This window comes from Ureibacillus endophyticus (assembly GCF_003628435.1).
Classification (GTDB): Bacteria; Bacillota; Bacilli; order Bacillales_A; family Planococcaceae; genus Ureibacillus; species Ureibacillus endophyticus.
In genome coordinates, this window is the sequence record NZ_RBZN01000030.1 from 19,205 (window position 1) to 41,062 (window position 21,858).

Genomic DNA, 21,858 nt, shown 5'->3' on the forward strand with positions numbered 1-21,858 from the left:
TCATTTTAATTCTTTTTCATTGATTTTAATAACTGAAAGCAATTATGCACTTCCTTTGTAAATGTTATTGTGAAATTCCTCTTTATTTTTGTCTCCTTCAAAGTACTCCATTATTTTATGTGGATCTGCACATATGTCTTCCCGTTTAATCACTTTTTTTATTGTTAAAACCATTATCTTTAAATCATTTAATAAACTAATATTATCTATATACTTTACATCCAAATTGCATTTTTCATCCCACGATAGATAATTTCTCCCCCTTACTTGTGCGAGCCCAGTTAATCCTGGTCTTACTTCATGACGTCTTTTTTGATAATCATTATATAATTCCAGATACTCTACAAGTAAAGGTCTAGGTCCTATTAATGACATTTCACCCTTCAAAATATTAAAAAGCTGCGGCAATTCGTCTAAGCTTGTTGATCTTAATAACAGTCCAAATTTTGTTAATCTTATCGTTTCAGGAAGTAATTCACCGAATGCATCCCGTTCATTAGTCATTGTTCGAAATTTATACAAAGTAAAGATTTCTCCATTTTTCCCTGGCCTTTCTTGCTTAAAAATAATTGGACTACCAAGTTTTGTTTTAACTAAAATCGAAACCAGTAAAAAAAGAGGACTAAGGAATACAATAGCTGCAAATGAAATAAGTAAATCAATTAATCTTTTAATAACTTTTTCGTAAAACTTTCCAGTAAAAATGTTCAAGTATCATCACTCCTGTAGCATTGATCAATTTCCTCACCCATAATAAATTGATACCTAACTAATCCAAATACCCAAATGAATCAAAAAATTACTATAAATATATTAATGCTTACAGATATCAAAAAATTACTATTTCATCATTCGATACATCAAAAATGGCTTATTTTTTTAAAAAAGTTACCTAAGTACAATAAAAAAATATCTAATAATTCAAAAAAATATTTTATACCAAATGAGTAATAGGTACAAAAACCTATTATTGGACAAAAAATAAAACATCCCTAAAAGTCTTAATTAAAGACTTTTTGGAATGCTTTGTAACTACCTTATTAAAATTTTGCTCTCTTTAAAAGTAATCGATAAATGTAGGAATCCCAACTGGAATGATGTCCTCTAACACCGTAATTATTTCACTTTTACCTTTTAATCGTTCAATTTTTTCAAGATATTTTGGTCGTTTGTATCCTAAAATCATCGTAGTTAATGTTTGAATCGACATCATAACCAAAATATCCGACTTCTCATTTCCCTCATCGATTTTTTTCACTTTAACTTTCCAATCATTTGATGTAATTTCATATATTCCATTATTCCACTCTGCTAACCGATCTGTTATTTTTAATTGAATGTGGAAATTAGGCTCATCAAAAGGAAATCGTTCAAGGAATTTTTCAACATCCACGATACGAGCCATAAAGTACGGAGAGACTTTTTGTATAATCTCACTATCCTCTAATAAAAACGCAACTGGCTCATTTCCTGCTGTTTTTCCGTATGCATTATATACCATTGATTTATGGGCAGAAACGAAATTCCATAATCCTTTCCGCGCTTCTTCTTGTAAATACACAATTTCATCAATGTAAAAGTTTTCTTCCATAATTCGATAAAACAGATATCCTTGAGGAATATCATTTTCATCATAATATACTGCTGCCTGCAACTGTACATTGGTATCGACAAATTTTTCTTCCCAATAATCCTCATGGAATTTTTCATTCCAAGCAATTGAATTACGAATCATCACTCCATGGGTTCTAGATGCATATCGCTCATATACACTAATTACTTCTTCACTTAATGTTTCTACTCGTCGCATTTTTCCCGACACTTCAGCGTAGTGTGGAAATTGTGTATCCTTTACTTGAAACTCTACAATATCACATATTATCTCCCATCCTTTTTTCCGATAATAAGGAATTGAAAAGGGAAATAAATAGGATATATAACGTCCCTCTTGTCGCATTATAATCAAAGTTTTTTTAATTAGTTGGTCCATTAAACCCTTTTTGGAGTATTCAGGATACGTACCAATTGCGGTGATCCCCCCCATTTCATAACATTCACCAAATACATTTACTTGAAAAGGTAAACTTAAAATTTGGGAAACCAGTTGATCACCATCAAACCACCCTAAAGCATGTCCGACATGAAACTGTCTACTCTTTTCACTAACATATTTGCGATCTTTCTTGATAGACAAAGACATTTGAAAAACATAATTTAATAATTCAATGGATTGTGCCATCTCATCCATTCGAATTTCTCGCATGACTAACCCTTTTCTCTGATTCACATTTATCACCAATCATTATATTATTGACTTATTTTGCATCAAATAAAAAAAATTATGTTGATATTAAGAATATTGTTAAATAATCGTCTTTTATATTTAGAAACGAACACAATAGCTATTAACATTTCCGTGTTTAATGAGCTACACTTGTACTATCCATATCCATATAAATCTCCTTCCGTACATAATTAGTTGACTAGATCATTGGTACGTTTGGAGTATTTTTTGTTCATAGCTAACCTTTTTAGAACCCCTATACAAATGTCAATTTAATCATGTACAAAAACGCTCGTTTAACCATGTACATTTTTGATCCCCAGTGTATATTACAACTTTACTTGGAGGGGCGAGTATGATAGCCTTGTTTGGTCAGCCAGCCCTTGTAATAGCTGGCTTTTGGCTGACGAATCATGCGAGTAGAGGTCTCCATGTCAAGTTGTAATTATTCATAAACATGTATAGAGAAACGCATTTCGAACGAAAGTGTACATGCTTAGACAATCAAAAATGTACACTTTGATACGGACATTTATACCCCTACATAGAAGGGGTTTCATTTAACAAATAATAGCGCCCTCGCATTTTACGTGGGCGCTTGTATGATGCTAACTACTTTTAAATTCTCAAATCAAAATTTACTCACTCTAAATCCAAACAAACTCTAGTAAGATGCATAACACTTACGGTATTTTAATAATATTCTAATTATTTTTCCACTAACTCACCAATTTTATTCTATTCCTTATTAATCCTTTTAATAATTCATTAATATATTTAAATTCCATAGTTTTATTAAATAATATTAGGAAAATAAAATTTGGTATTGTTATACAAATTACTAGTTGAAGAATAAAGTTGACAATAGAACTATCACTAAATATATTTGCTATATAATACGTTATTATACAAGTAACAAATGTTACTATTCCATATAATAAATATTTCCTAAAAAATGGTATAGCAGATGATTTAAATCCATGTTTATAAAGAACAAAAGGTTCAACCCAGAAACAAGTTGTTAAGGTACTTATAGTTGTTGCTAATAAAACTCCATTTATCCCGAATGACTTTACTAATATTAAGGAAAAAGCTAGGTTTATAATTGCTTCAAATATTGGCTTATGTCTGTCATAATAATACAATCCAAATGCATCCTTAAAAGTCAAAACAGACATTCTCATACCACTTAAATAAAAATTTAAAATTATTAATAAGACTGTAAATTTATTTAAAATATACTCATTCCCAATCCATAATTGAATAAATGAATTAAATAGAATTACAAGGCATATTGCGGAAAAACCATATATCCAAAAGTTCATAAATAAAACTATATTAAAGATATATATTTTTTTATCATCTTTTTCAGTAGCTCCTAAATTACCAACACTGGCAGTAATTGATAAAAACACTTGTCCTAATACTGTATTTAATGCATTTATAATAAGTTGGTAATTCGAATATAAACCTACTAAATTTAAACCTATAAATTTAGAAATTACAATATTACTTGTTGAATTTACTACAACTCCTCCTAATCTATGAGCTACCATTGCACGAACATTTCTAGAAATCTCATTCATAACTTCCTTACTTAACTTCCGAACCGATACATCTTTTAAATAAGGATAAAGTCTATTTGCAGTTTTCGAAACAATAATATTTTCCATAAAGGTTACTATTAACTGACAAGTAAGGAATAATATAAAATTGTGTGTTAAAAGTAATATGAAAATTTGTATAATATTCAAAATAGCAAAAAAGCTATAACTGTAAAAGGTTGCTATATAGCGTTTTTGGTCTGCAATAATTAAAGAACGTTTATATGAATAAAAATAAGAAATCGCTGTATTTGCAACAAATAAAGAAAAAATTAAATGCACACTAGGAATATCCGGCATAGTTTTTATAAATAAGCTAATAAATGGAGTAAATATAGTCCCCAAAACTATTATTAAAATCCCTATAATTATATAAACCTTTTGATAAAGTTTCATTAGGGATTTAACATCTTCAATATTATTATTAGCAAGCGGTTTATATAAACTAAAAATCATGGCTGGGCCTATTCCGAGCTCAACCAATGATAACAAACTAATTATATTTGCAAATAAAGCATTTAGACTTAAGTAATCAACCCCTAGTTCGCCAATAAATACTATTCTTGCAATAAAACTTATTAATATACCAATTAATTGGCCAAGAAAAGCTACTAATAGGTTTTTTAACGAACTTTTTATACGCATAAAATCTCCTTTTACCTTTATAAAAGTATTGAATACTCTTCAAAAAAATCATTTGAAGAATTTTTCAATATTCACAATACGTGCCTTAAAGTATAGAGAGATTTTTTGTATAATCTCACTATCTTCTAATAAAAACGCCACTGGAGCATTTTATGATTATTATTGAGCGCTCTTTTATTTAACAAAAAATACAAGTGATATTATTTCACTTGTACTCTAGTTAATGGTTAAACTCAGTCAGTATTACCTCTCTAAACTGATGACCTTATTTTGTAATTTAACCTTTTTCATAGATTACAACATATTATTTATGTTATATCCCACAATTTATTTTTCTCAAATCGCCAAGCATCTCGGCACATTGTAACAAGGTCTCGCTTTGCTGTCCACCCTAGCTCCCTTTTGGCTTTTGAAGCATCAGCATAGCATGAAGCGATATCCCCAGGTCTCCTTTCAACAATTTCATAAGGGATTTCAATGTCATTTGCTTTTTCAAAAGCTTTCACTAATTCTAGTACACTAGTACCTTTTCCAGTCCCCAAATTATAAATATGAACACCTTCTGTTAAGTTTTCTAAAGCGGCAAGATGCCCTTCAGCCAGGTCTACTACATGAATGTAATCTCGAACACCTGTACCATCCACAGTTGGATAGTCATTTCCAAAAATACGTAATTTCTCAAGTTTACCTTTTGCCACTTGAGTTATATATGGCATAAGATTATTTGGTATTCCATTAGGTGCTTCACCAATCAAACCACTCTCATGAGCTCCTACTGGGTTGAAATATCGAAGAATTGATACTGAAAATGCTGGATTTGCACTCACTATATCTGTTAAAATTCGCTCACTAATAGCCTTTGTTTCACCATAGGGATTAGTTGTTGGCAAGAGATCCATTGTCTCTACAAAAGGCACTCTATTGTCTCCATACACGGTTGCTGATGAACTAAATACAAATTTATTTACCTCATATTTCTGACAAGCTTTTGTAATAACCATTGTGCTAACTATATTGTTGTAATAATAGTCTAAGGGCTTTTTCACTGATTCACCAACCGCTTTAAGACCAGCAAAATGAATAACTCCATCTAATTCATGACTGGAAAAGATGGTGTCAATTGCTTCTTCATCAGTTACATCTATCTGATAGAATCTAATTGCTTTATTTGTTATTTGCTTTATTTTATTTATAGAATCGGGTTCACTATTACAAAGATTATCTACAATAATTATTGTATGCCCCGCTTCGAGTAAAGCAACACACGTATGTGAGCCTATATATCCAGCACCACCTGTAACTAGAATATTCAATGCCTCACCCCCAATATTTCCCATTATCCCATTACTTAATAAGCTTTTATTAAAAAATACAAAATACCTATTGCAACAAAAAATAAAATAGTATCAAAAAATAATTCTTATAAATCAAGAGATTAAGTTATTATTTAACAGGAATATTAGTAGAATTTCAGGCATGATTAACCCTTATGATTCACTCTAATCGCAAATAGATATATTAATGACTGATTTTACTTCAATAAAAAGTTTATGATAGTTATTAAAATAACCATTTACTTTTCTTCACACTTACTGGTTCAAGAACAGTTAAAGGTTTATTCTTAATCACACAACGATTATTATCAAGCAATAATTTTACATAGTCAGTTAATCCCCTTTTTTCTAAAACCTTTAACCCCTCATTAAAAAGAAATGGTCGGGTGGTTAAGTTATGTGCATCTGACCCGTACGTATGAATTAAATTTGCTTCAATTAGTTTTAATGAAAACTTTTGAATCTTACGCCCATAGTTACCTGCTAAACTTCCTGCTGTAATCTGTGTGAAAGCCCCCATTCTTATTAGATCTTCTAGAAGTCTAGGATTTGCATAAATTGCTCTATTTCTCTCAGGATGAGCAATAATTGGAATAATGCCTGCAAAAGTTAACTCTTGTATAATATGTGATGTATAATACGGCACAGAATTTGAAGGAAGTTCGATTAACATATAATCTGATCCTGCTAACGAATGAATGCTTAGTTGTTTATATTGACTTAGGATATTAGTGGATAGCCTAACTTCATGGCCTTGATGGATTGTTAAGGGTATATTGTTCTTTAGAAGTTCTAATTGAAGAATACTTACTTTTTGATGTACTTCACTAAAATCAACTGAATAAAGTGGATGTTGGTAATGGGATGTGGCGACTATTTCAGAAATTCCTTCTTCTACAGCACGATTTAACATTTTTATAGTCTGCTCCATTGTTGTGGGACCATCGTCTACATTCCATAATAAATGGCTATGTAAATCAATCACCGACTCTTTCCCCCATTATAATGTTCTACATTTAACATAATGTTAAAGGACGAAAAATAGAACTATTAGTAAAAAAGAATCAATGTATTATTTACAAAAAGAAATAGAAAACCCCCTTATGACAATTGTCATAAGGGGGTTATTATAATTACATAAAGGCCTTTATAAATGTTATTTCGCGTACTCAACCGCACGAGTTTCACGAATAACTGTTACTTTTATATGGCCTGGATAGTCAAGTTCTTCTTCAATTCGTTTTCGAATATCTCTAGCCAAACGATGAGAGGCTAAATCGTCCACTTTATCTGGCTGTACGATAATGCGGATTTCACGTCCAGCTTGAATAGCGTATGATTTTTCAACACCATCATAGCTTTCAGAAATTTCCTCTAGTTTTTCTAAACGACGAATATAATTTTCAAGCGTTTCACTTCGAGCTCCTGGTCTAGCTGCTGAAAGTGCATCTGCAGCCGCAACAATTACAGCAATTACAGATGTTGGTTCAGTATCACCATGGTGTGATGCAATACTATTAATTACAACTGGATGTTCTTTGTATTTCGTAGCAAGTTCTACACCAATTTCTACGTGACTTCCCTCTACTTCATGGTCAATTGCTTTACCAATATCATGGAGTAATCCTGCACGTTTCGCTAAAGTTACATCTTCCCCTAGCTCTGCTGCAAGAAGTCCAGATAAATGAGCTACTTCTATGGAGTGCTTTAAGACATTTTGTCCATAGCTTGTACGATATTTCATACGACCTAAAATCTTCATTAAGTCTGGGTGTAAATTGTGAATTCCCACTTCGAAAGTAGTTTGTTCACCTGTTTCACGGATTTGCTCGTCCATTTCTCGACGTGACTTTTCAACCATTTCTTCAATACGTGCTGGATGAATACGTCCATCTTGCACTAATTTTTCAAGAGCTAAACGTGCTGTCTCACGGCGAATTGGATCAAATCCAGATAAAATAACAGCTTCTGGTGTATCGTCTATAATTAAATCGATTCCCGTCAGTGTTTCCAGTGTTCGAATGTTTCGACCTTCACGACCAATAATACGGCCCTTCATTTCGTCATTCGGTAAGTTTACAACTGATACAGTTGTTTCTGCAACATGGTCAGCTGCAAAACGTTGTAGTGCCAGTGACAGAATTTCACGAGCTTTTTTGTCAGATTCTTCTTTAGCACGAGTTTCAGCTTCTTTTGTCATCATTGCAATATCTGTCGAAAGTTCATTCTCAACTTGTTTTAAAATGATATCTTTCGCAGCTTCTCGTGTTAGGGCTGCAATTCGTTCAAGCTCTAACGTTTGTTCGCGTACTAGCTCTTCCACTTTACTTTCCATCTGTTCAATATGCTGTTGTCTTTCAGTTAGAGCTTCTTCTTTTCGCTCTAAGCCTGATTCTCTCTTATTCAGAGCATCATCCTTGCGATCAAGATTTTCTTCTCTTTGCAATAACCGGTTTTCTTGTTTCTGAAGCTCTGCCCGGCGTTCACGGATGTCTTTTTCTGCTTCAGTTCGAATTTTGTGAGTTTCATCTTTTGCTTCAAGTAGTGCTTCTTTTTTAAGCGCTTCCGCCTCACGCTTAGCTTCATCTATGATGAGTTCGCTTGCGTGTTTCGCACCATTTACTTTTGATTCATTCACTTTTTTCATATAGAAATAGATAACAGCGGCACCGACGATGAGTCCAAGCAAAGCGGAGATAATAATTTCAATCATTCGAACACCTCCTCTTGCTATATTCGTTTCATTTTCAGTCGGCTCATACATTGACTTTTTAGTAATTTTTTCAACATACTGCCTATTTCATTTCATAATTTAGAAATTATACAACTTTTATTGTATAGTTCAATACTAGGTATGTCAAGGATTCCCACTACTTAAGAAGTTTTTTATACATAATATTTTATATGTTTTTTATCCACTTAAAACAGGATTTTACCTATTAATTATTTTAGGCAAATAATGTGAAATCTATTCAATATTGGGTATTATTTCTATTCAACTCTATTTGCATCCAACATCCCTTTATTTAAGCAAATACTAGTAAACTCATCTATAGAAAAAAACGTTTACTCCAAAGTAAAAACTTTAAGAGTAAACGTAGAATTATTATTCATCTTCTAAAAGCAATGCTAATTCTTCATCCATGTCTTCATCTTCATCATGAGCTCCAATTGTGTATGATGCAGCCGCTAAACCATATGATTCACGGATTTTATTAGAAATTTGCTCACGAATTTCAGGATTTGCCTTTAAGAATTGTTTTGCATTTTCGCGACCTTGTCCAATACGTTCGTCCCCGTATGCATACCAAGAACCACTTTTTTGGATGATATCAAGTTCAACACCTAAATCAACAATTTCTCCCTCTTTTGAAATCCCTTCACCAAACATAATATCAATTTCTGCAGTACGGAATGGTGGCGCAACTTTATTTTTAACAACTTTAATTTTTGTTTTGTTACCGACCATTTCAGTGCCTTGTTTGATTGTTTCAGCACGACGAACTTCAAGACGTACAGAAGCATAGAATTTAAGTGCTCGACCACCAGTTGTTGTTTCAGGGTTTCCAAACATTACACCAATTTTTTCACGTACTTGGTTAATGAAAATGGCTAATGTGTTTGATTTATTAATAATACCAGATAATTTACGTAACGCTTGAGACATTAAGCGAGCTTGTAACCCCATATGAGAGTCACCCATCTCACCTTCAATTTCAGCTTTTGGTACAAGGGCAGCAACAGAGTCAATTACAATAATATCGATAGCTCCACTACGAACTAGAGCTTCAGCGATTTCTAATGCTTGCTCCCCTGTATCTGGTTGTGAAAGTAAAAGTTCATCTATATTAACACCTAATTTTTGTGCATAGACAGGATCAAGTGCATGTTCGGCATCGATAAAAGCAGCTTGACCACCCTTTGCTTGTACTTCTGCAATTGCATGTAGCGCAACTGTTGTTTTACCAGAAGACTCTGGTCCATATATTTCAATAATACGTCCACGTGGATAACCACCTACGCCAAGTGCTGCATCAAGTGCTAACGAACCACTTGAAACAGTTGAAATTTGACGGTCAGATTGCTCTCCAAGCTTCATAATAGAACCTTTACCGAATTGTTTTTCAATTTGTTTTAACGCCATATCTAAGGCAGCTTTACGATCACTCAAAAGATTTCCTCCTTATAGAACACGTTTATAATTTCTCTCTCTTTTTCTTATGTCTCTACTATACTTCTTTTTGAGACAAGTTTCAAGAAAAAAGCGAACATATTTTCGATTTTTAACCAAAATAAAAATTTGAGCTATTTATTATAACTCAAATTTTAGAAGTAATACTATAAATAAAGGCGAATTTAAACTGGCAATCTATTCTTCTTCAGGAAATAGAAAATAAGAGGTGTTACCAGTTATTTTTTTTCGTAACCCTTTTCAGCTAATAGACGCATTAAATAACTAAATGCTAATTTGACAGCTCTTAAACGATTTGTATTACGCATTCCTGACAGTTTTAATTGACGTGTTACCGGTTCATAACCTTTAATACTAAAACCAATCCAAATCGTTCCTGCAGGTTGACCGTCATGAGGTTCAGGACCTGCTGCACCAGTTAATCCGACACCAATATCTGTTCCGAATTTTTCTCTCACCTTTACAGCCATTTCCGCCGCACACTCTTGGCTAACAATGCCAAATTGATCTAATAAAGATTTTTCGATACCCAGTTGGTTAATCTTTGCATTTTCAGTGTATGTAACAACACCACCTACTAAAGTACCGCTTACTCCTGAAATTTCAGCTAATTCAGATTGGAATAACCCAGCAGTTAAACTTTCTGCAGCTGATATCGTCAGTTTATTATGCAAGAGCATTTCAACTAATTTTGATGCTAATGAATCATCATTATTTCCATAGTGAAACTCTCCTACAATTGCTAATATCTCGTCTTCCTTAGTTTTAATCAAATCCTTCGCTACTTGCTCTGAGTTTGACTTTGCAGTAATTCTTAATGTAACTTCTCCATCAGAAGCAAGGGGAGCTATTGTAGGGTTTGTTTGAGTATCTAAAATATGTTGAACTTTATGTTCTAGTTCTGCCTCACCGATTCCGTAAAATCGTAAAACATGAGACATGATCACACTTTCACCATTAAGTCTAGCTACTAGTTTTGGCTTTGCTTCATATTGAAACATTGGTTCAAGCTCTTTTGGTGGTCCAGGTAGTAAGATATATGTATGGTTATTTTTTTCTAGTATCATACCTGGAGCCATGCCATGATTGTTTGCTAACACTTCGCTACCATCAAGAATCAGCGCTTGTTTTCGATTATTCTCTGTCATTGGACGATTTATTTTAGCAAAAAATTGTTCAATATAGTTTAAAGCAGTTTCGTCAAAGGTTAACGAAACACCTAAATGATTTGCAATGGTTTCCTTTGTTAAGTCATCTTTAGTCGGTCCAAGTCCACCTGAAAAGATAATCAAATTAGCCCGTGATTCCGCTATCTCAATTGCCGACTTTAATCGATTTGCATTATCCCCTACAACCGTATGATAATACACATTTATCCCTAATTCAGACAATTGATTAGAGATAAATTTTGCATTGGTATTGGCGATTTGTCCTAAAAGTAACTCTGAGCCTACTGCTATGATTTCTGCATTCATACACTAACCTCGCTTATTTAGAGTTGACAAACACACGACGATTTAAATAGAAATATTCCCAACCTGACCAAATAGTAAAAATTAATGCAACATAAAGGGCAATCATATCAAATGGGATGTTTAGTAATTCAAAAATAATATTGTGTAATAACAAAGCAGAAATCGCGACAATTTGTGCCCATGTTTTGATTTTACCCAATTGACTTGCTGCCACAATTTCACCTTCACCAGCTAAAATTGCTCGTAAGCCAGTAACAGCAAATTCTCTACTTAAAATAATGATGATAATCCAAGAAGGAGCCATCCCTAATTCAACAAGCACGATAAATGCTGCACTTACAAGTAATTTATCTGCTAATGGATCTAGAAATTTCCCTAAAGTTGTAACTAAGTTATATTTCCGCGCAAAGTGACCATCCACCCAATCCGTTGTTGAGGCAATGATAAAAATCATCGCCGCAACAAAGTGATTGACAGGCATTTCTGCACCTAATAACTCCATAGAACCCCAATTAAAATCAAATAGTATTACAATCACAAATAATGGTATTAAACATATTCTAGAGATTGTAATCTTATTCGGTAAATTCATTTTTTAACACCTTTCATTCGAAAGAAAATAGCCATCTTAGAGATGACTACTGTTCTTGTTGTAATGTAATAATTATATTTTGTGTAGTAATATCTTGAACGTACTTAAGTTCTTCATCATTTACAAATACTTTTGCGGCTTTCGAATTTCCAAGTCGAATACGTGCATAGGCATTTGTTGTTGAGTCATGCTCTACAACTTCACCTGCTTGATATACACGGGCATCCACTTGCTCATCACCGTTAGCATTTCGAATTCCTACCCAAGTTTCACCTGAGACTTCAATTCGAATTTTCATTGTATCTGTTCCTGTTAAAGTATAATTCGTTGTTTCGCCACTTACTTCACCTGGAGTAATCGTTTGGGTTACAACCGGTTCCTCTTCCTCTTCTTCAACAGGCTCTTCTGTCACTTCGTTGTCTTCTTTATCTGTTTCTTCTTCAACAGGTTTCGTAGGAGTAGGTGATTTATCATATTCCACTTCGGAAACATCATCTTCTAAATCATCCGGTGTATTGGAAACTTTTTGTTGATTTAAAAACCAAATAGCCAAAATAATGACAACAATAAATAAAGCCACAATAATTTTTGGCATTGTTTCTAATAAACGATTTGTTGACCTTGTATTAAGCTTTCTACGCGTAGGACTTTGTGAAATCGATTGAGCAACCTCTTCTGTTGGTTGATTCGGGAGATCTTTTTTAAATTCTGCTAAAATTTCATCTGCATCTAAACCTACTGCTTCTGCATATTGCTTAATAAATGCCCGTACGTAAAATGATCCAGGCATAATCGAGTAATTACCTTCTTCTATACCTACAAGATATCGTTTTTGAATTTTTGTAATCTCTTGTAAGTCATCCAAACTGTATCCTTTTGATAACCTCGCTTCTTTAAGGCGAGTACCGAGTTCTGTCAACAATAACACCTACTTCTTTCTAAATTACTAAAAATTAAATCCACCAAAACCACCAAATTGGTCATTCTGTGACATCATCTCATTTTTCTCAATTATCTCATACGTAATCACTTCGTCTGGATGGTGACGTAGTTCAATAATGTAATCGAAATCTTCAAGTTTATATTCTGAGTGTTGGACAAACAAATCAGGATGCTCTACAACTTTTGTGGCAGGTAATCGCATTATTTCCCTAACAAGTTGTTGATGACGTTCGTCTGTTGTTCTTCTTGTAACTGCACCATCTAGTATAAATAGATTGTTTTGATTAAATTCATCACCTATTAATTGATTACGGACGGTTTGTTTAATCATTGTTGATGATAAGAAAATCCACTTTTTATTGGCACATACACTGGCAGCAACAACAGATTCCGTTTTGCCTACTCGAGGCATACCACGGATACCAATTAATTTATTCCCTTCCTTTTTAAATAATTCTGCCATGAAATCGACTAATATTCCGAGTTCATCACGAACAAAACGGAAGGTGTTTTTTTCGTCCGCATCCCTTGTAATATATTTACCATGCATAACAGCTAGTCGATCCCTGACTTTTGGCTCCCGAAATTTTGTTACATGAATATTGTCCATCGTTGAAACAATTGACATGAACCGTTCAATTGATTCTTGCTTCTCTGCTTTTAATAGCATTCCACGACGGTCTTCATCAATACCATTAATTGAAACAATATTTACACGCAACATACCGAGTAAAGATGCAATATCTCCTAATAAACCTGGACGATTTACTTGAATCTCATATTCAAAATACCATTCTCCCATGAAACCGCCCTCCATAAACGAAACGATTATTTCTTTTATAAGTTTCATCATAGCGGATTTTATATGTATTGAAAAGTTAGAAACATGCGATTTTCTTCCATTTTATAAAATTTTATTAAAACGGAAATAAAAGACGTTAAAAAACGAGAAAAAGGAAATTTCTTTGTCGAAAAATGATGAATAATTGTATTTCAGAAAGATTGATAGAAGAAAAAGGAGGACTAGCCTCCTTATGAAAAAATTGTAATAAGCGTCCTTAACTGTTGCTAATTTGCAAAAGTATCGGACGCCTTTCGAAAGCTGTGTTTATTGTACACGATTTTTTTGTACAAGTTTAATTACACAGTTAGCAAGCGCATGTTTTTCTTCGCTATCTGCTACTCCCCATAAATCGGAAAGTACTCGCTCTTGTTCATTTTTTGGATCAACATTTTTAGCTAAGTAGTCACCAATTTGAACAGCAGTTTTTTCAATCACTTTTTTACTCATTCCGTGTTCTTTTGCTTCTTCAACTTGTTGACCTAAAAATGATGTCCATTTTTCCCAGTTTTCTAATAACATTGTAATCTCCTCCTTTGCACTTTATTATGTGCAGCTTCGGAGATTATATGTACCATCCACCATTAATTCGAATAATTTGTCCAGTTATATAATCCGCTTCACCACTTAGATAAAAAGCAACTAAATTTGCAACATCTTCAATACTACCAGGTCTTCCCAATGGAATATCGTCCTGTAATTGTAGTTGTTCATCTTCTGATAAATGTGCGTTCATCTTAGTTTCAATTAATCCAGGTGCTATCGCATTAACAAGTATATGATTGTAGGCGACTTCTTTTGCATAGGATTTTACGAAAGCATGTTGTGCACCTTTTACAGCACTATAAACTGTTTCAAAAGCTGCACCTGCCTCACCCCAAATAGAACCAATAAATAGTACATAACTTACTTTATTCGCTCTCAATTTACTCGATACTAATGCAAGTAAACGCATTGGGTTTTGCACATGTACTTTCCATAATTTATCCATTTCTTCTACAGGTGTGTCTTCTATAAGTCCATAATATGCATGGCCACCAGCAAAGACAATTGCTTGAAGTGAATAAAGTTGAGAAGCTAATAGTTCAGCTGCGTTATTTAATGAAAAGTCTGATTGTACCACTAGAAACTCTTGGTCTTTATATTTTTCGGACAATTCCATTTGCAATTCATTTACCTTAGTACGATTGTAATTGAAATGTAAATAGAGCGACCAACCTCTATCTGCTAGTCGCTTAACTATTGCACTACCTATTGCACCTGAAGCACCTATTACAAGGGCAAACTTCTTCATTTTAAGCTTCTTTCTCACTTGAAGGTAAGATTTTAAATACTGTTTGTTGTGACTCACCCTGGATTGTTTTGAATGCATTTTTGACATCTTCTTCAGTAATTGTCTCGATAACTGGAACTGCATCAAACAAATTCATATCATTAAATTTATATCTCGTAAATTGGTTTGCAATAAATTCCATCGAGTTTAATGCTCTTAAGAAATAACCAATTTTTTTACGTTTTACTCTTTCAATGGCTTCTGAAGATAATAATTGTTCTGCATTATTGATTTCTTCTTTAATACGCTGTGCTAATTCATCTGGACTTGTTGAATCTGAACCGATTAAAGCAAATCCATATCCCTTTTCTAATGAGAAATCATAGGCAAAAGATTCATCTATCAAACCGTTTTCATATACTTCTGTATAGAAATCAGATGCACGACCAAATAGACACTCTAAAGCGATTTGGACAGAAAGTTCATGTTTTAACATTTCTTCCCCGCTTAAATCTGTTTCTTTAGCCTTTAAGCCAACATATACTTTTGGTTTTTGAACATCCATTTTCAGTTCGCGTTCTTTAACAGCAACATCTAATGGTTCATCTTCAAAATGACGTTCAATTGGTGTTGGTTCAGGGAATTCTTTTTTATTTTGGTTATCTTCTATAAATGCCATCATTTCAGTAGGATCAATTGCACCAACTACAAATAATAACATGTTCGATGGGTGATAAAACGTGTTATAGCATGTATATAAATGCTCGGCAGTGATTTTATCAATTGATTCGATTGTCCCTGCAATATCAATTTTTACTGGATGTGTATGGTACATATTTTCGATTGCACCGAAATATAGACGCCAATCCGGTTGGTCATCGTACATCGTTATTTCTTGACCTATAATCCCTTTTTCTTTATTTACTGTTTCTTCAGTAAAATAAGGTTCTTGAACAAAGTTTAATAATGTTTCAGTACTTTTATAAATATTATCCGTTGCAGAGAATAAATAAGCTGTACGAGTAAAGGAAGTAAAGGCGTTGGCTGATGCACCAGCTTCACTAAATTGTTGGAAAACATCCCCATCTTCTTTTTCAAACATTTTATGTTCTAAAAAGTGTGCAATTCCATCTGGTACTGTAATTGATTCATTTTCACCGATTGGCACAAAAGTACGATCAATAGAACCGTATTTCGTTGTAAATGTCACAAAAGTTTTTGAAAATCCTTTTTTCGGTAAAATATATACATCTAAACCGTTTGATAATTTTTTATAATATAACGTTTCATCTAATTGATTGAATTCAATTGCTTTCACGGCTTAAGCCTCCTTTCCACATAAGAAATAAATTGCTTCTAGTTTTACTTGTGATGCCATTTTTTGCACGTCTTCCTTTGTAACTTTTGCCCATCGTTCTTTCCATTTATCAACAGAGAATGTTTCTCCTAAATTTTTATATTGATCATATATATCAATTTGACCTCTCGCTAAATCAAGGGCTTCTTTCAGTTGATTAGTTAACATAGCTTTTGTTTGATTTAGTTCTAAATCTGTAATTTCTCCATTTTTGATAGCATCTAATTGCTCAAAAATAACATCTGTTGCTTTCTTTTCATTAGCGGGTTCAATACCAGATACTACATATACTAAGCCATATTGCGCTGAATAAGAACTAGATGCATAATAAGCTAAACTTTCACGCTCACGAACATTCATAAATAATTTTGAATGTGCATACCCCCCAAATACACCATTGAAAATTTGCATTTTAGGGAAGTCTTCATCGCCAAACAAGACTGGCGTACTAAAACCAATATGAAGTTTACCTTGTTTCATATCTTGTTGTTCTTTTGTATATTCTTTTTCTGGTTTTGACTCTTGATTTTGTTGCTCTAGTTTTTTTGGTGTACGGTCTTTAAATTGTAAAACTTGAATTAACTTGTTTTGTACTTCCTCTACATCAATATCTCCTACTACATAGATATCAACTTGGTCTTCGTTAATCATTGAATAATAACTATCCGTTAAGGATTCTGGAGTTACTTTCTTAACTGTTTCAATCGTTCCATTTGCGGAAATTGAAGCAGGATGATTTGGTCGGATAATTTGTGCCAAGCGAGTTTGAGCATAACGGGTTTTGTCATCAAAAATCGATTGAATACGTTGAATAATCATCTCTTTTTCACGTTCTACAATAGATGATACAAATTTCTCATTTTCAAAATTTGGTTCGAAAACAACTGTCTTTAATAAATCTAGAACATCGTTTAATACATTACTATTAGCTAAATATTGATCGTTGACTGTTTCAATATTTAATAATACCGTATGTTCATTACCACGCTTGGAAGCATCAAAATACAAAACAGTTCCATATAAATCGTCTAAATAACTACGAAACTGCGCTGATTTTTTATATTTTCCATTACTATGGTGTAATACGTTTGACAAAACTGCTCGTGCTGCTGCAGTTTCCTCCGTTAATGGGGCTCTCCATTTTATTGAAAAATTAACTGTCTTAAATTGGGTAGTTTGTCTTATATGAAGATTTACACCTTCCGCTATCTTTGTTGTTAGAAACAAAAAAATTCCTCCTGACATCAATCTTTAGAAGTAACTATACTTACTATACATGTATAATTGGTGTTTATGCAAAAATAATCCAATTTGTTTCTCATTATGTGAAAAATTTAATAATTCATCCTATATTTTGCCCTACAACAGTTGTTTAATTCATGCACAATAAAAAAGACCACCTCCACATATGTGAGAGGTGATCTTTTTAGGAAAATTATCTTTTTCCTTTTATATATGGTACACCACTTGCTTTTGGTGCGTTAGCTTTACCTATAAATCCTGCTAGAGCTAAAATTGTTAATACATATGGTAGGATGTGTAAAAATACATCTGGTACATCCTTAATATAAGGAATGGACGAACCCACAACACTTAATGCTTGAGCAAAACCAAAGAACAGTGCTGCCCCAAGTGCACCAATTGGATGCCATTTACCAAAAATCATCGCTGCAATTGCCATGAAACCTTGTCCACTAATTGTTGAAGCACCAAAGTTACCTGCAATCGCTTGTGCATAAATTGCTCCACCAATTCCACCTAATGCTCCGGAAATAAGTACAGCCATATATCTCATTTTTGTTACGTTTACACCCATTGTATCAGCAGCCATTGGGTGTTCACCTACTGCACGTAATCTCAATCCAAATGGTGTTTTTGTTATGATGAACCATGCAATGATTGCTACAGCAACGGCTAAAATAGATGTTGCATAAACGTCTACAAAGAACATTTTTCCGATAACAGGGATATCACTTAAAAGTGGAATATCGAAACGTGAAAAACGTTCTGTAATTGAATCTGTTTGACCTTTATCATAAATCATTTTAACAGTAAATACTGCTCCAGCTAACCCTAACATATTTAAGGCTACACCAGATACTGTTTGATCTGCTCGTAAAGATACCGCTGCAACAGCTAAAATTGCTGATAATAAAATTCCGAATAACATGGCTACGATTAATCCAATCCACGGTGTTGCATCGCCGAATTGATCTGCAAATGTAAGATTGAAAATAATACTACTTGCTGCTCCAACAATCATAATGCCTTCAAGACCAATGTTTACAACACCTGATCGTTCAGTGAATACCCCACCAATAGCTGTCATAATTAATGGCGCCGCGTAGAAAATTGCAGAAGGAATGATAAAATATAACACTTCTAAAAAGCTCATGTTATTTTACCTCCTTTCTCTTACTAAGACGTTCAAGCGCCAATCGAATAACATAGCCTGAAGCTACAAAGAAAATAATTAATGCAATAACAATCGAAACGATTTCTGTAGGGACTCCTGCTTCACTAGGCATATTTAATCCACCATATTTTAGTGAACCGAATAGGATTGCACCAAGAAGTACTCCAAATGGTTGATTAGCCCCAAGTAAGGCTACCGCAATTCCATCAAAACCGATACCTGTACTTGCATGTAACTTTGTCATATTTTCAAACGTTCCTAATGCTTCCATTGCCCCACCGAGACCAGCAAAGGCACCTGAAATAACCATTGCAAGAATGATATTTTTACTAACGTTCATTCCAGCATATTGTGAAGCGTGTTTATTAAATCCTACTGCTTTTAGTTCATACCCGCGCGTAGTTTTTTCTAATATAAACCACATAACCATTACAGCAATTAATGCAAGGACGAATCCCCAGTGTAAACGAGAGTAATCTGTAATGGATTGAAAGAATTCAGAGCGTAGAGATGCCGTTGCATGAATTTTTTCAGTACGTTCTCCACCACCAGAAATAACGTCAATCAATGCATTTGCCACATGTAATGCAGTATAGTTCAACATAATCGTTACAATTACTTCGTGCACTTGTAACTTCGCTTTTAATAAACCTGGAATAAATGCCCATAATGCACCCGCAACAGCAGCTGCGATCAATGCTAATGGTAAGTGAATGATTGCAGGTAGTTCAAAAGCCTGTCCTACATAGGCAGCAGCCAACCATCCCATAATAAGCTGACCTTCAACCCCGATGTTGAAAAGCCCTGTTCTAAAAGCAAATGCAACCGCTAAACCTGAGAACACATATGGCGTAATCTGACGAACAGTTTCACCAAGTGTATAAGAATCCATAAAAATACCGTTCCACAATGCCGCATAGCCATCAATTGGATTAAATCCACTTGCAGCCATTACAATCGCACCTATAATTAACCCGAGTACAATTGAAATTAGTGGAACAAGAATATTAATTAGTCGTTTATTCATTTTCGCCACCTACTTTATTTCCGTTTTCTTGTAGCGATTGACCTGCCATTAATAAACCTAGTTCTTGTTCATTTGTTTCATTTGGGAACACTGTATCAATTATTGAACCATCATAAATTACAGCGATTCGGTCAGAAACATTCATTACTTCATCAAGTTCAAAGGAAATAAGTAATACAGCTTTTCCTTTGTCACGTTGTTCAATTAAACGTTTATGAATAAATTCAATGGCACCTACATCAAGTCCGCGAGTAGGTAGAGCTGCAATTAATAAATCTGGATTTCTATTAATTTCACGCCCAATAATAGCCTTTTGCTGGTTACCACCAGATAGTGAACGTGCAATTGAAGATTCGCCATGTCCAGTACGAACGTCATATTCTTCAATTATCTTACGAGCAATCTCGCTCACTTTTTTGTAATTAATTACACCATTTTTTGAAATCGGCGCTTGGTAGTATGTTTGTAAAGCAATGTTATGTCCAATAGGAAAATCTAATACAAGTCCATGTTTATGACGGTCTTGAGGGATATGTCCAAGACCTGACTCAGTAATTTTACGTGTTTTTAAACCTGTAATATCTTGGCCGTTTAGAGTAATTTTTCCTTCTTTTACTTTTCTAAGACCAGTAATTGCTTCGATAAGTTCAGATTGACCGTTTCCATCAATCCCTGCAATCCCTACGATTTCACCTGCACGTACCGATAAATTTAATCCTTTGACTTTATCGATTCCACGGTTATCGGCAACAACTAATTTATCAATTTGTAGAACAACATCTTTTGGTTGTGCCTCTTTTTTCTCTGTTTTAAATACTACTTGACGTCCAACCATTAATTCCGCTAGTTGATTTGGATTTGTTTCTGCTGTTATAACAGTGCCAATTCCTTTCCCTTTACGGATTACCGTTACTCGGTCAGAAACATCCATGATTTCTTTTAATTTATGAGTAATTAAAATAATGGATTTACCTTCTTCAATTAGACGTTTCATAATTTGAATTAATTCTGTAATTTCCTGAGGCGTTAGTGATGCAGTGGGTTCATCGAAGATTAATATGTCAGCACCTCGATAAAGCGTTTTCAAAATTTCCACACGTTGCTGCATCCCAACAGAAATATCCTCTATTTTTGCATTGGCATCTACATTCAAGCCATATTTTTCAGATAGTTCTTGAACTTTTTTTGATGCATCTTTAATATTAATCGTCGCCATTTTCGTTGGCTCCGCACCTAGAATAATGTTTTCCGTCACCGTAAAATTTTCAACTAGCATAAAGTGTTGATGTACCATACCAATTCCAAGTTTATTTGCAACATTTGGGTCAGTTATTTTAACTTCTTTACCGTGAACTTTAATTGTTCCTGCTTCCGGTTGATATAACCCAAAGAGTACATTCATCAACGTCGATTTCCCTGCACCATTTTCGCCAAGTAGTGCATGAATTTCGCCTTTTTTAAGTTGAAGGGTGATGTTGTCATTTGCTACAAAATCCCCAAATTGTTTGCGGATTCCAAGCATCTCAATCACATATTCCAATGTGTTCACTCCCTTGGACACTTATATTTTTTAAACTAGTAGACTTGTATATTAACACAAGAAAGGTTTCAATCGTTATTAGTAAATTTATGTAATTTTAAAACCTTTCATCTGTTAACGTTTTTAAGTTTGGTTCTTAGTCAAATGTTGGGGTGATGTGTTCTTGCACGTCACCCTTGTTAACCTAAATGAATCCCGATTTCTTTATATAAATCATTTAATAAAATCTTTGCTTTAAAATGCTTAAAACTTCTAAAACCATAAGCATTTCGTTTCATTACCTTCGATTTATTATTAATGCCTTCTAGAAATCCATTTGAATACCTAAAACTAAAG

The 21,858-nt window shown here is 33.7% G+C and carries 19 protein-coding genes; all 19 read right to left on the reverse strand.

The window, feature by feature from the left end; translation table 11 throughout:
- Positions 1-42: 42 nt before the first annotated feature.
- Positions 43-705, reverse strand: a complete 663-nt coding sequence (locus D8M03_RS11900; RefSeq protein ID WP_121215021.1) for a sugar transferase — start codon at positions 703-705, stop codon at positions 43-45.
- A 352-nt stretch (positions 706-1,057) separates the two neighbouring features.
- On the reverse strand, positions 1,058-2,287 hold the full coding sequence (locus D8M03_RS11905; protein WP_121215002.1) for a GNAT family N-acetyltransferase: 1,230 nt from the start codon (positions 2,285-2,287) through the stop codon (positions 1,058-1,060).
- A 716-nt stretch (positions 2,288-3,003) separates the two neighbouring features.
- Positions 3,004-4,533 (reverse strand): lipopolysaccharide biosynthesis protein, encoded by a 1,530-nt coding sequence (locus D8M03_RS11910; protein ID WP_121215003.1) that lies wholly within the window; start codon positions 4,531-4,533, stop codon positions 3,004-3,006.
- Positions 4,534-4,841: 308 nt separating this feature from the next.
- A complete protein-coding gene (gene galE, locus D8M03_RS11915) occupies positions 4,842-5,846 on the reverse strand; it encodes a UDP-glucose 4-epimerase GalE (RefSeq protein WP_121215004.1) in 1,005 nt (334 codons plus the stop codon).
- A gap of 247 nt (positions 5,847-6,093) precedes the next feature.
- On the reverse strand, positions 6,094-6,852 hold the full coding sequence (locus D8M03_RS11920; protein WP_121215005.1) for a tyrosine-protein phosphatase: 759 nt from the start codon (positions 6,850-6,852) through the stop codon (positions 6,094-6,096).
- Positions 6,853-7,023: 171 nt separating this feature from the next.
- Positions 7,024-8,580 (reverse strand): ribonuclease Y, encoded by a 1,557-nt coding sequence (gene rny / locus D8M03_RS11925; protein ID WP_121215006.1) that lies wholly within the window; start codon positions 8,578-8,580, stop codon positions 7,024-7,026.
- 393 nt (positions 8,581-8,973) lie between these two features.
- Positions 8,974-10,038 carry a recombinase RecA gene (gene recA, locus D8M03_RS11930; RefSeq protein WP_121215007.1) on the reverse strand — a complete coding sequence of 355 codons (1,065 nt, stop codon included), beginning with the start codon at positions 10,036-10,038 and terminating at the stop codon, positions 8,974-8,976.
- A 239-nt stretch (positions 10,039-10,277) separates the two neighbouring features.
- Entirely contained in the window at positions 10,278-11,534 is a 1,257-nt protein-coding gene (locus tag D8M03_RS11935) for a competence/damage-inducible protein A (RefSeq protein ID WP_121215008.1), read from the reverse strand.
- A gap of 13 nt (positions 11,535-11,547) precedes the next feature.
- Positions 11,548-12,126: a CDP-diacylglycerol--glycerol-3-phosphate 3-phosphatidyltransferase gene (pgsA, locus tag D8M03_RS11940; protein ID WP_121215009.1), complete on the reverse strand. Its 579-nt coding sequence runs from the start codon at positions 12,124-12,126 to the stop codon at positions 11,548-11,550.
- 46 nt (positions 12,127-12,172) lie between these two features.
- Positions 12,173-13,054 (reverse strand): helix-turn-helix domain-containing protein, encoded by an 882-nt coding sequence (locus D8M03_RS11945; protein ID WP_414674161.1) that lies wholly within the window; start codon positions 13,052-13,054, stop codon positions 12,173-12,175.
- A gap of 18 nt (positions 13,055-13,072) precedes the next feature.
- Positions 13,073-13,870 (reverse strand): DUF3388 domain-containing protein, encoded by a 798-nt coding sequence (locus D8M03_RS11950; RefSeq protein WP_121215011.1) that lies wholly within the window; start codon positions 13,868-13,870, stop codon positions 13,073-13,075.
- Between the two features lie 306 nt (positions 13,871-14,176).
- A complete protein-coding gene (locus D8M03_RS11955; protein WP_097072205.1) occupies positions 14,177-14,431 on the reverse strand; it encodes a DUF3243 domain-containing protein in 255 nt (84 codons plus the stop codon).
- Positions 14,432-14,474: 43 nt separating this feature from the next.
- The gene (ymfI, locus tag D8M03_RS11960; protein ID WP_121215012.1) at positions 14,475-15,203 is read right to left on the reverse strand and encodes an elongation factor P 5-aminopentanone reductase; all 729 of its coding nucleotides are present in this window, start codon (positions 15,201-15,203) and stop codon (positions 14,475-14,477) included.
- A 1-nt stretch (position 15,204) separates the two neighbouring features.
- Positions 15,205-16,500: an EF-P 5-aminopentanol modification-associated protein YfmH gene (gene yfmH, locus D8M03_RS11965; RefSeq protein WP_121215013.1), complete on the reverse strand. Its 1,296-nt coding sequence runs from the start codon at positions 16,498-16,500 to the stop codon at positions 15,205-15,207.
- A 3-nt stretch (positions 16,501-16,503) separates the two neighbouring features.
- Positions 16,504-17,766 carry an EF-P 5-aminopentanol modification-associated protein YfmF gene (gene yfmF, locus D8M03_RS11970; RefSeq protein WP_121215014.1) on the reverse strand — a complete coding sequence of 421 codons (1,263 nt, stop codon included), beginning with the start codon at positions 17,764-17,766 and terminating at the stop codon, positions 16,504-16,506.
- A gap of 208 nt (positions 17,767-17,974) precedes the next feature.
- Positions 17,975-18,934 (reverse strand): ABC transporter permease, encoded by a 960-nt coding sequence (locus tag D8M03_RS11975; RefSeq protein ID WP_121215015.1) that lies wholly within the window; start codon positions 18,932-18,934, stop codon positions 17,975-17,977.
- A 1-nt stretch (position 18,935) separates the two neighbouring features.
- Entirely contained in the window at positions 18,936-19,982 is a 1,047-nt protein-coding gene (locus tag D8M03_RS11980; RefSeq protein WP_121215016.1) for an ABC transporter permease, read from the reverse strand.
- Positions 19,975-21,522, reverse strand: a complete 1,548-nt coding sequence (locus D8M03_RS11985; protein WP_121215017.1) for an ABC transporter ATP-binding protein — start codon at positions 21,520-21,522, stop codon at positions 19,975-19,977. The genes D8M03_RS11980 and D8M03_RS11985 overlap by 8 nt, the downstream gene beginning before the upstream one ends.
- A gap of 179 nt (positions 21,523-21,701) precedes the next feature.
- Positions 21,702-21,858: transposase (locus D8M03_RS11990; protein WP_147404820.1), on the reverse strand; the 157-nt coding region annotated here is incomplete at its 5' end.

What these genes read in the sequence shown, in the direction of transcription:
- D8M03_RS11910 (WP_121215003.1), bottom strand. Translation starts at nt 4,533, where the DNA reads ATGCGTATAAAAAGTTCGTTAAAAAACCTATTAGTAGCTTTTCTTGGC.
- D8M03_RS11935 (WP_121215008.1), bottom strand. Translation starts at nt 11,534, where the DNA reads ATGAATGCAGAAATCATAGCAGTAGGCTCAGAGTTACTTTTAGGACAA.
- rny (WP_121215006.1), bottom strand. Translation starts at nt 8,580, where the DNA reads ATGATTGAAATTATTATCTCCGCTTTGCTTGGACTCATCGTCGGTGCC.
- D8M03_RS11980 (WP_121215016.1), bottom strand. Translation starts at nt 19,982, where the DNA reads ATGAATAAACGACTAATTAATATTCTTGTTCCACTAATTTCAATTGTA.
- ymfI (WP_121215012.1), bottom strand. Translation starts at nt 15,203, where the DNA reads ATGAAGAAGTTTGCCCTTGTAATAGGTGCTTCAGGTGCAATAGGTAGT.
- D8M03_RS11975 (WP_121215015.1), bottom strand. Translation starts at nt 18,934, where the DNA reads ATGAGCTTTTTAGAAGTGTTATATTTTATCATTCCTTCTGCAATTTTC.
- D8M03_RS11955 (WP_097072205.1), bottom strand. Translation starts at nt 14,431, where the DNA reads ATGTTATTAGAAAACTGGGAAAAATGGACATCATTTTTAGGTCAACAA.
- pgsA (WP_121215009.1), bottom strand. Translation starts at nt 12,126, where the DNA reads ATGAATTTACCGAATAAGATTACAATCTCTAGAATATGTTTAATACCA.
- D8M03_RS11950 (WP_121215011.1), bottom strand. Translation starts at nt 13,870, where the DNA reads ATGGGAGAATGGTATTTTGAATATGAGATTCAAGTAAATCGTCCAGGT.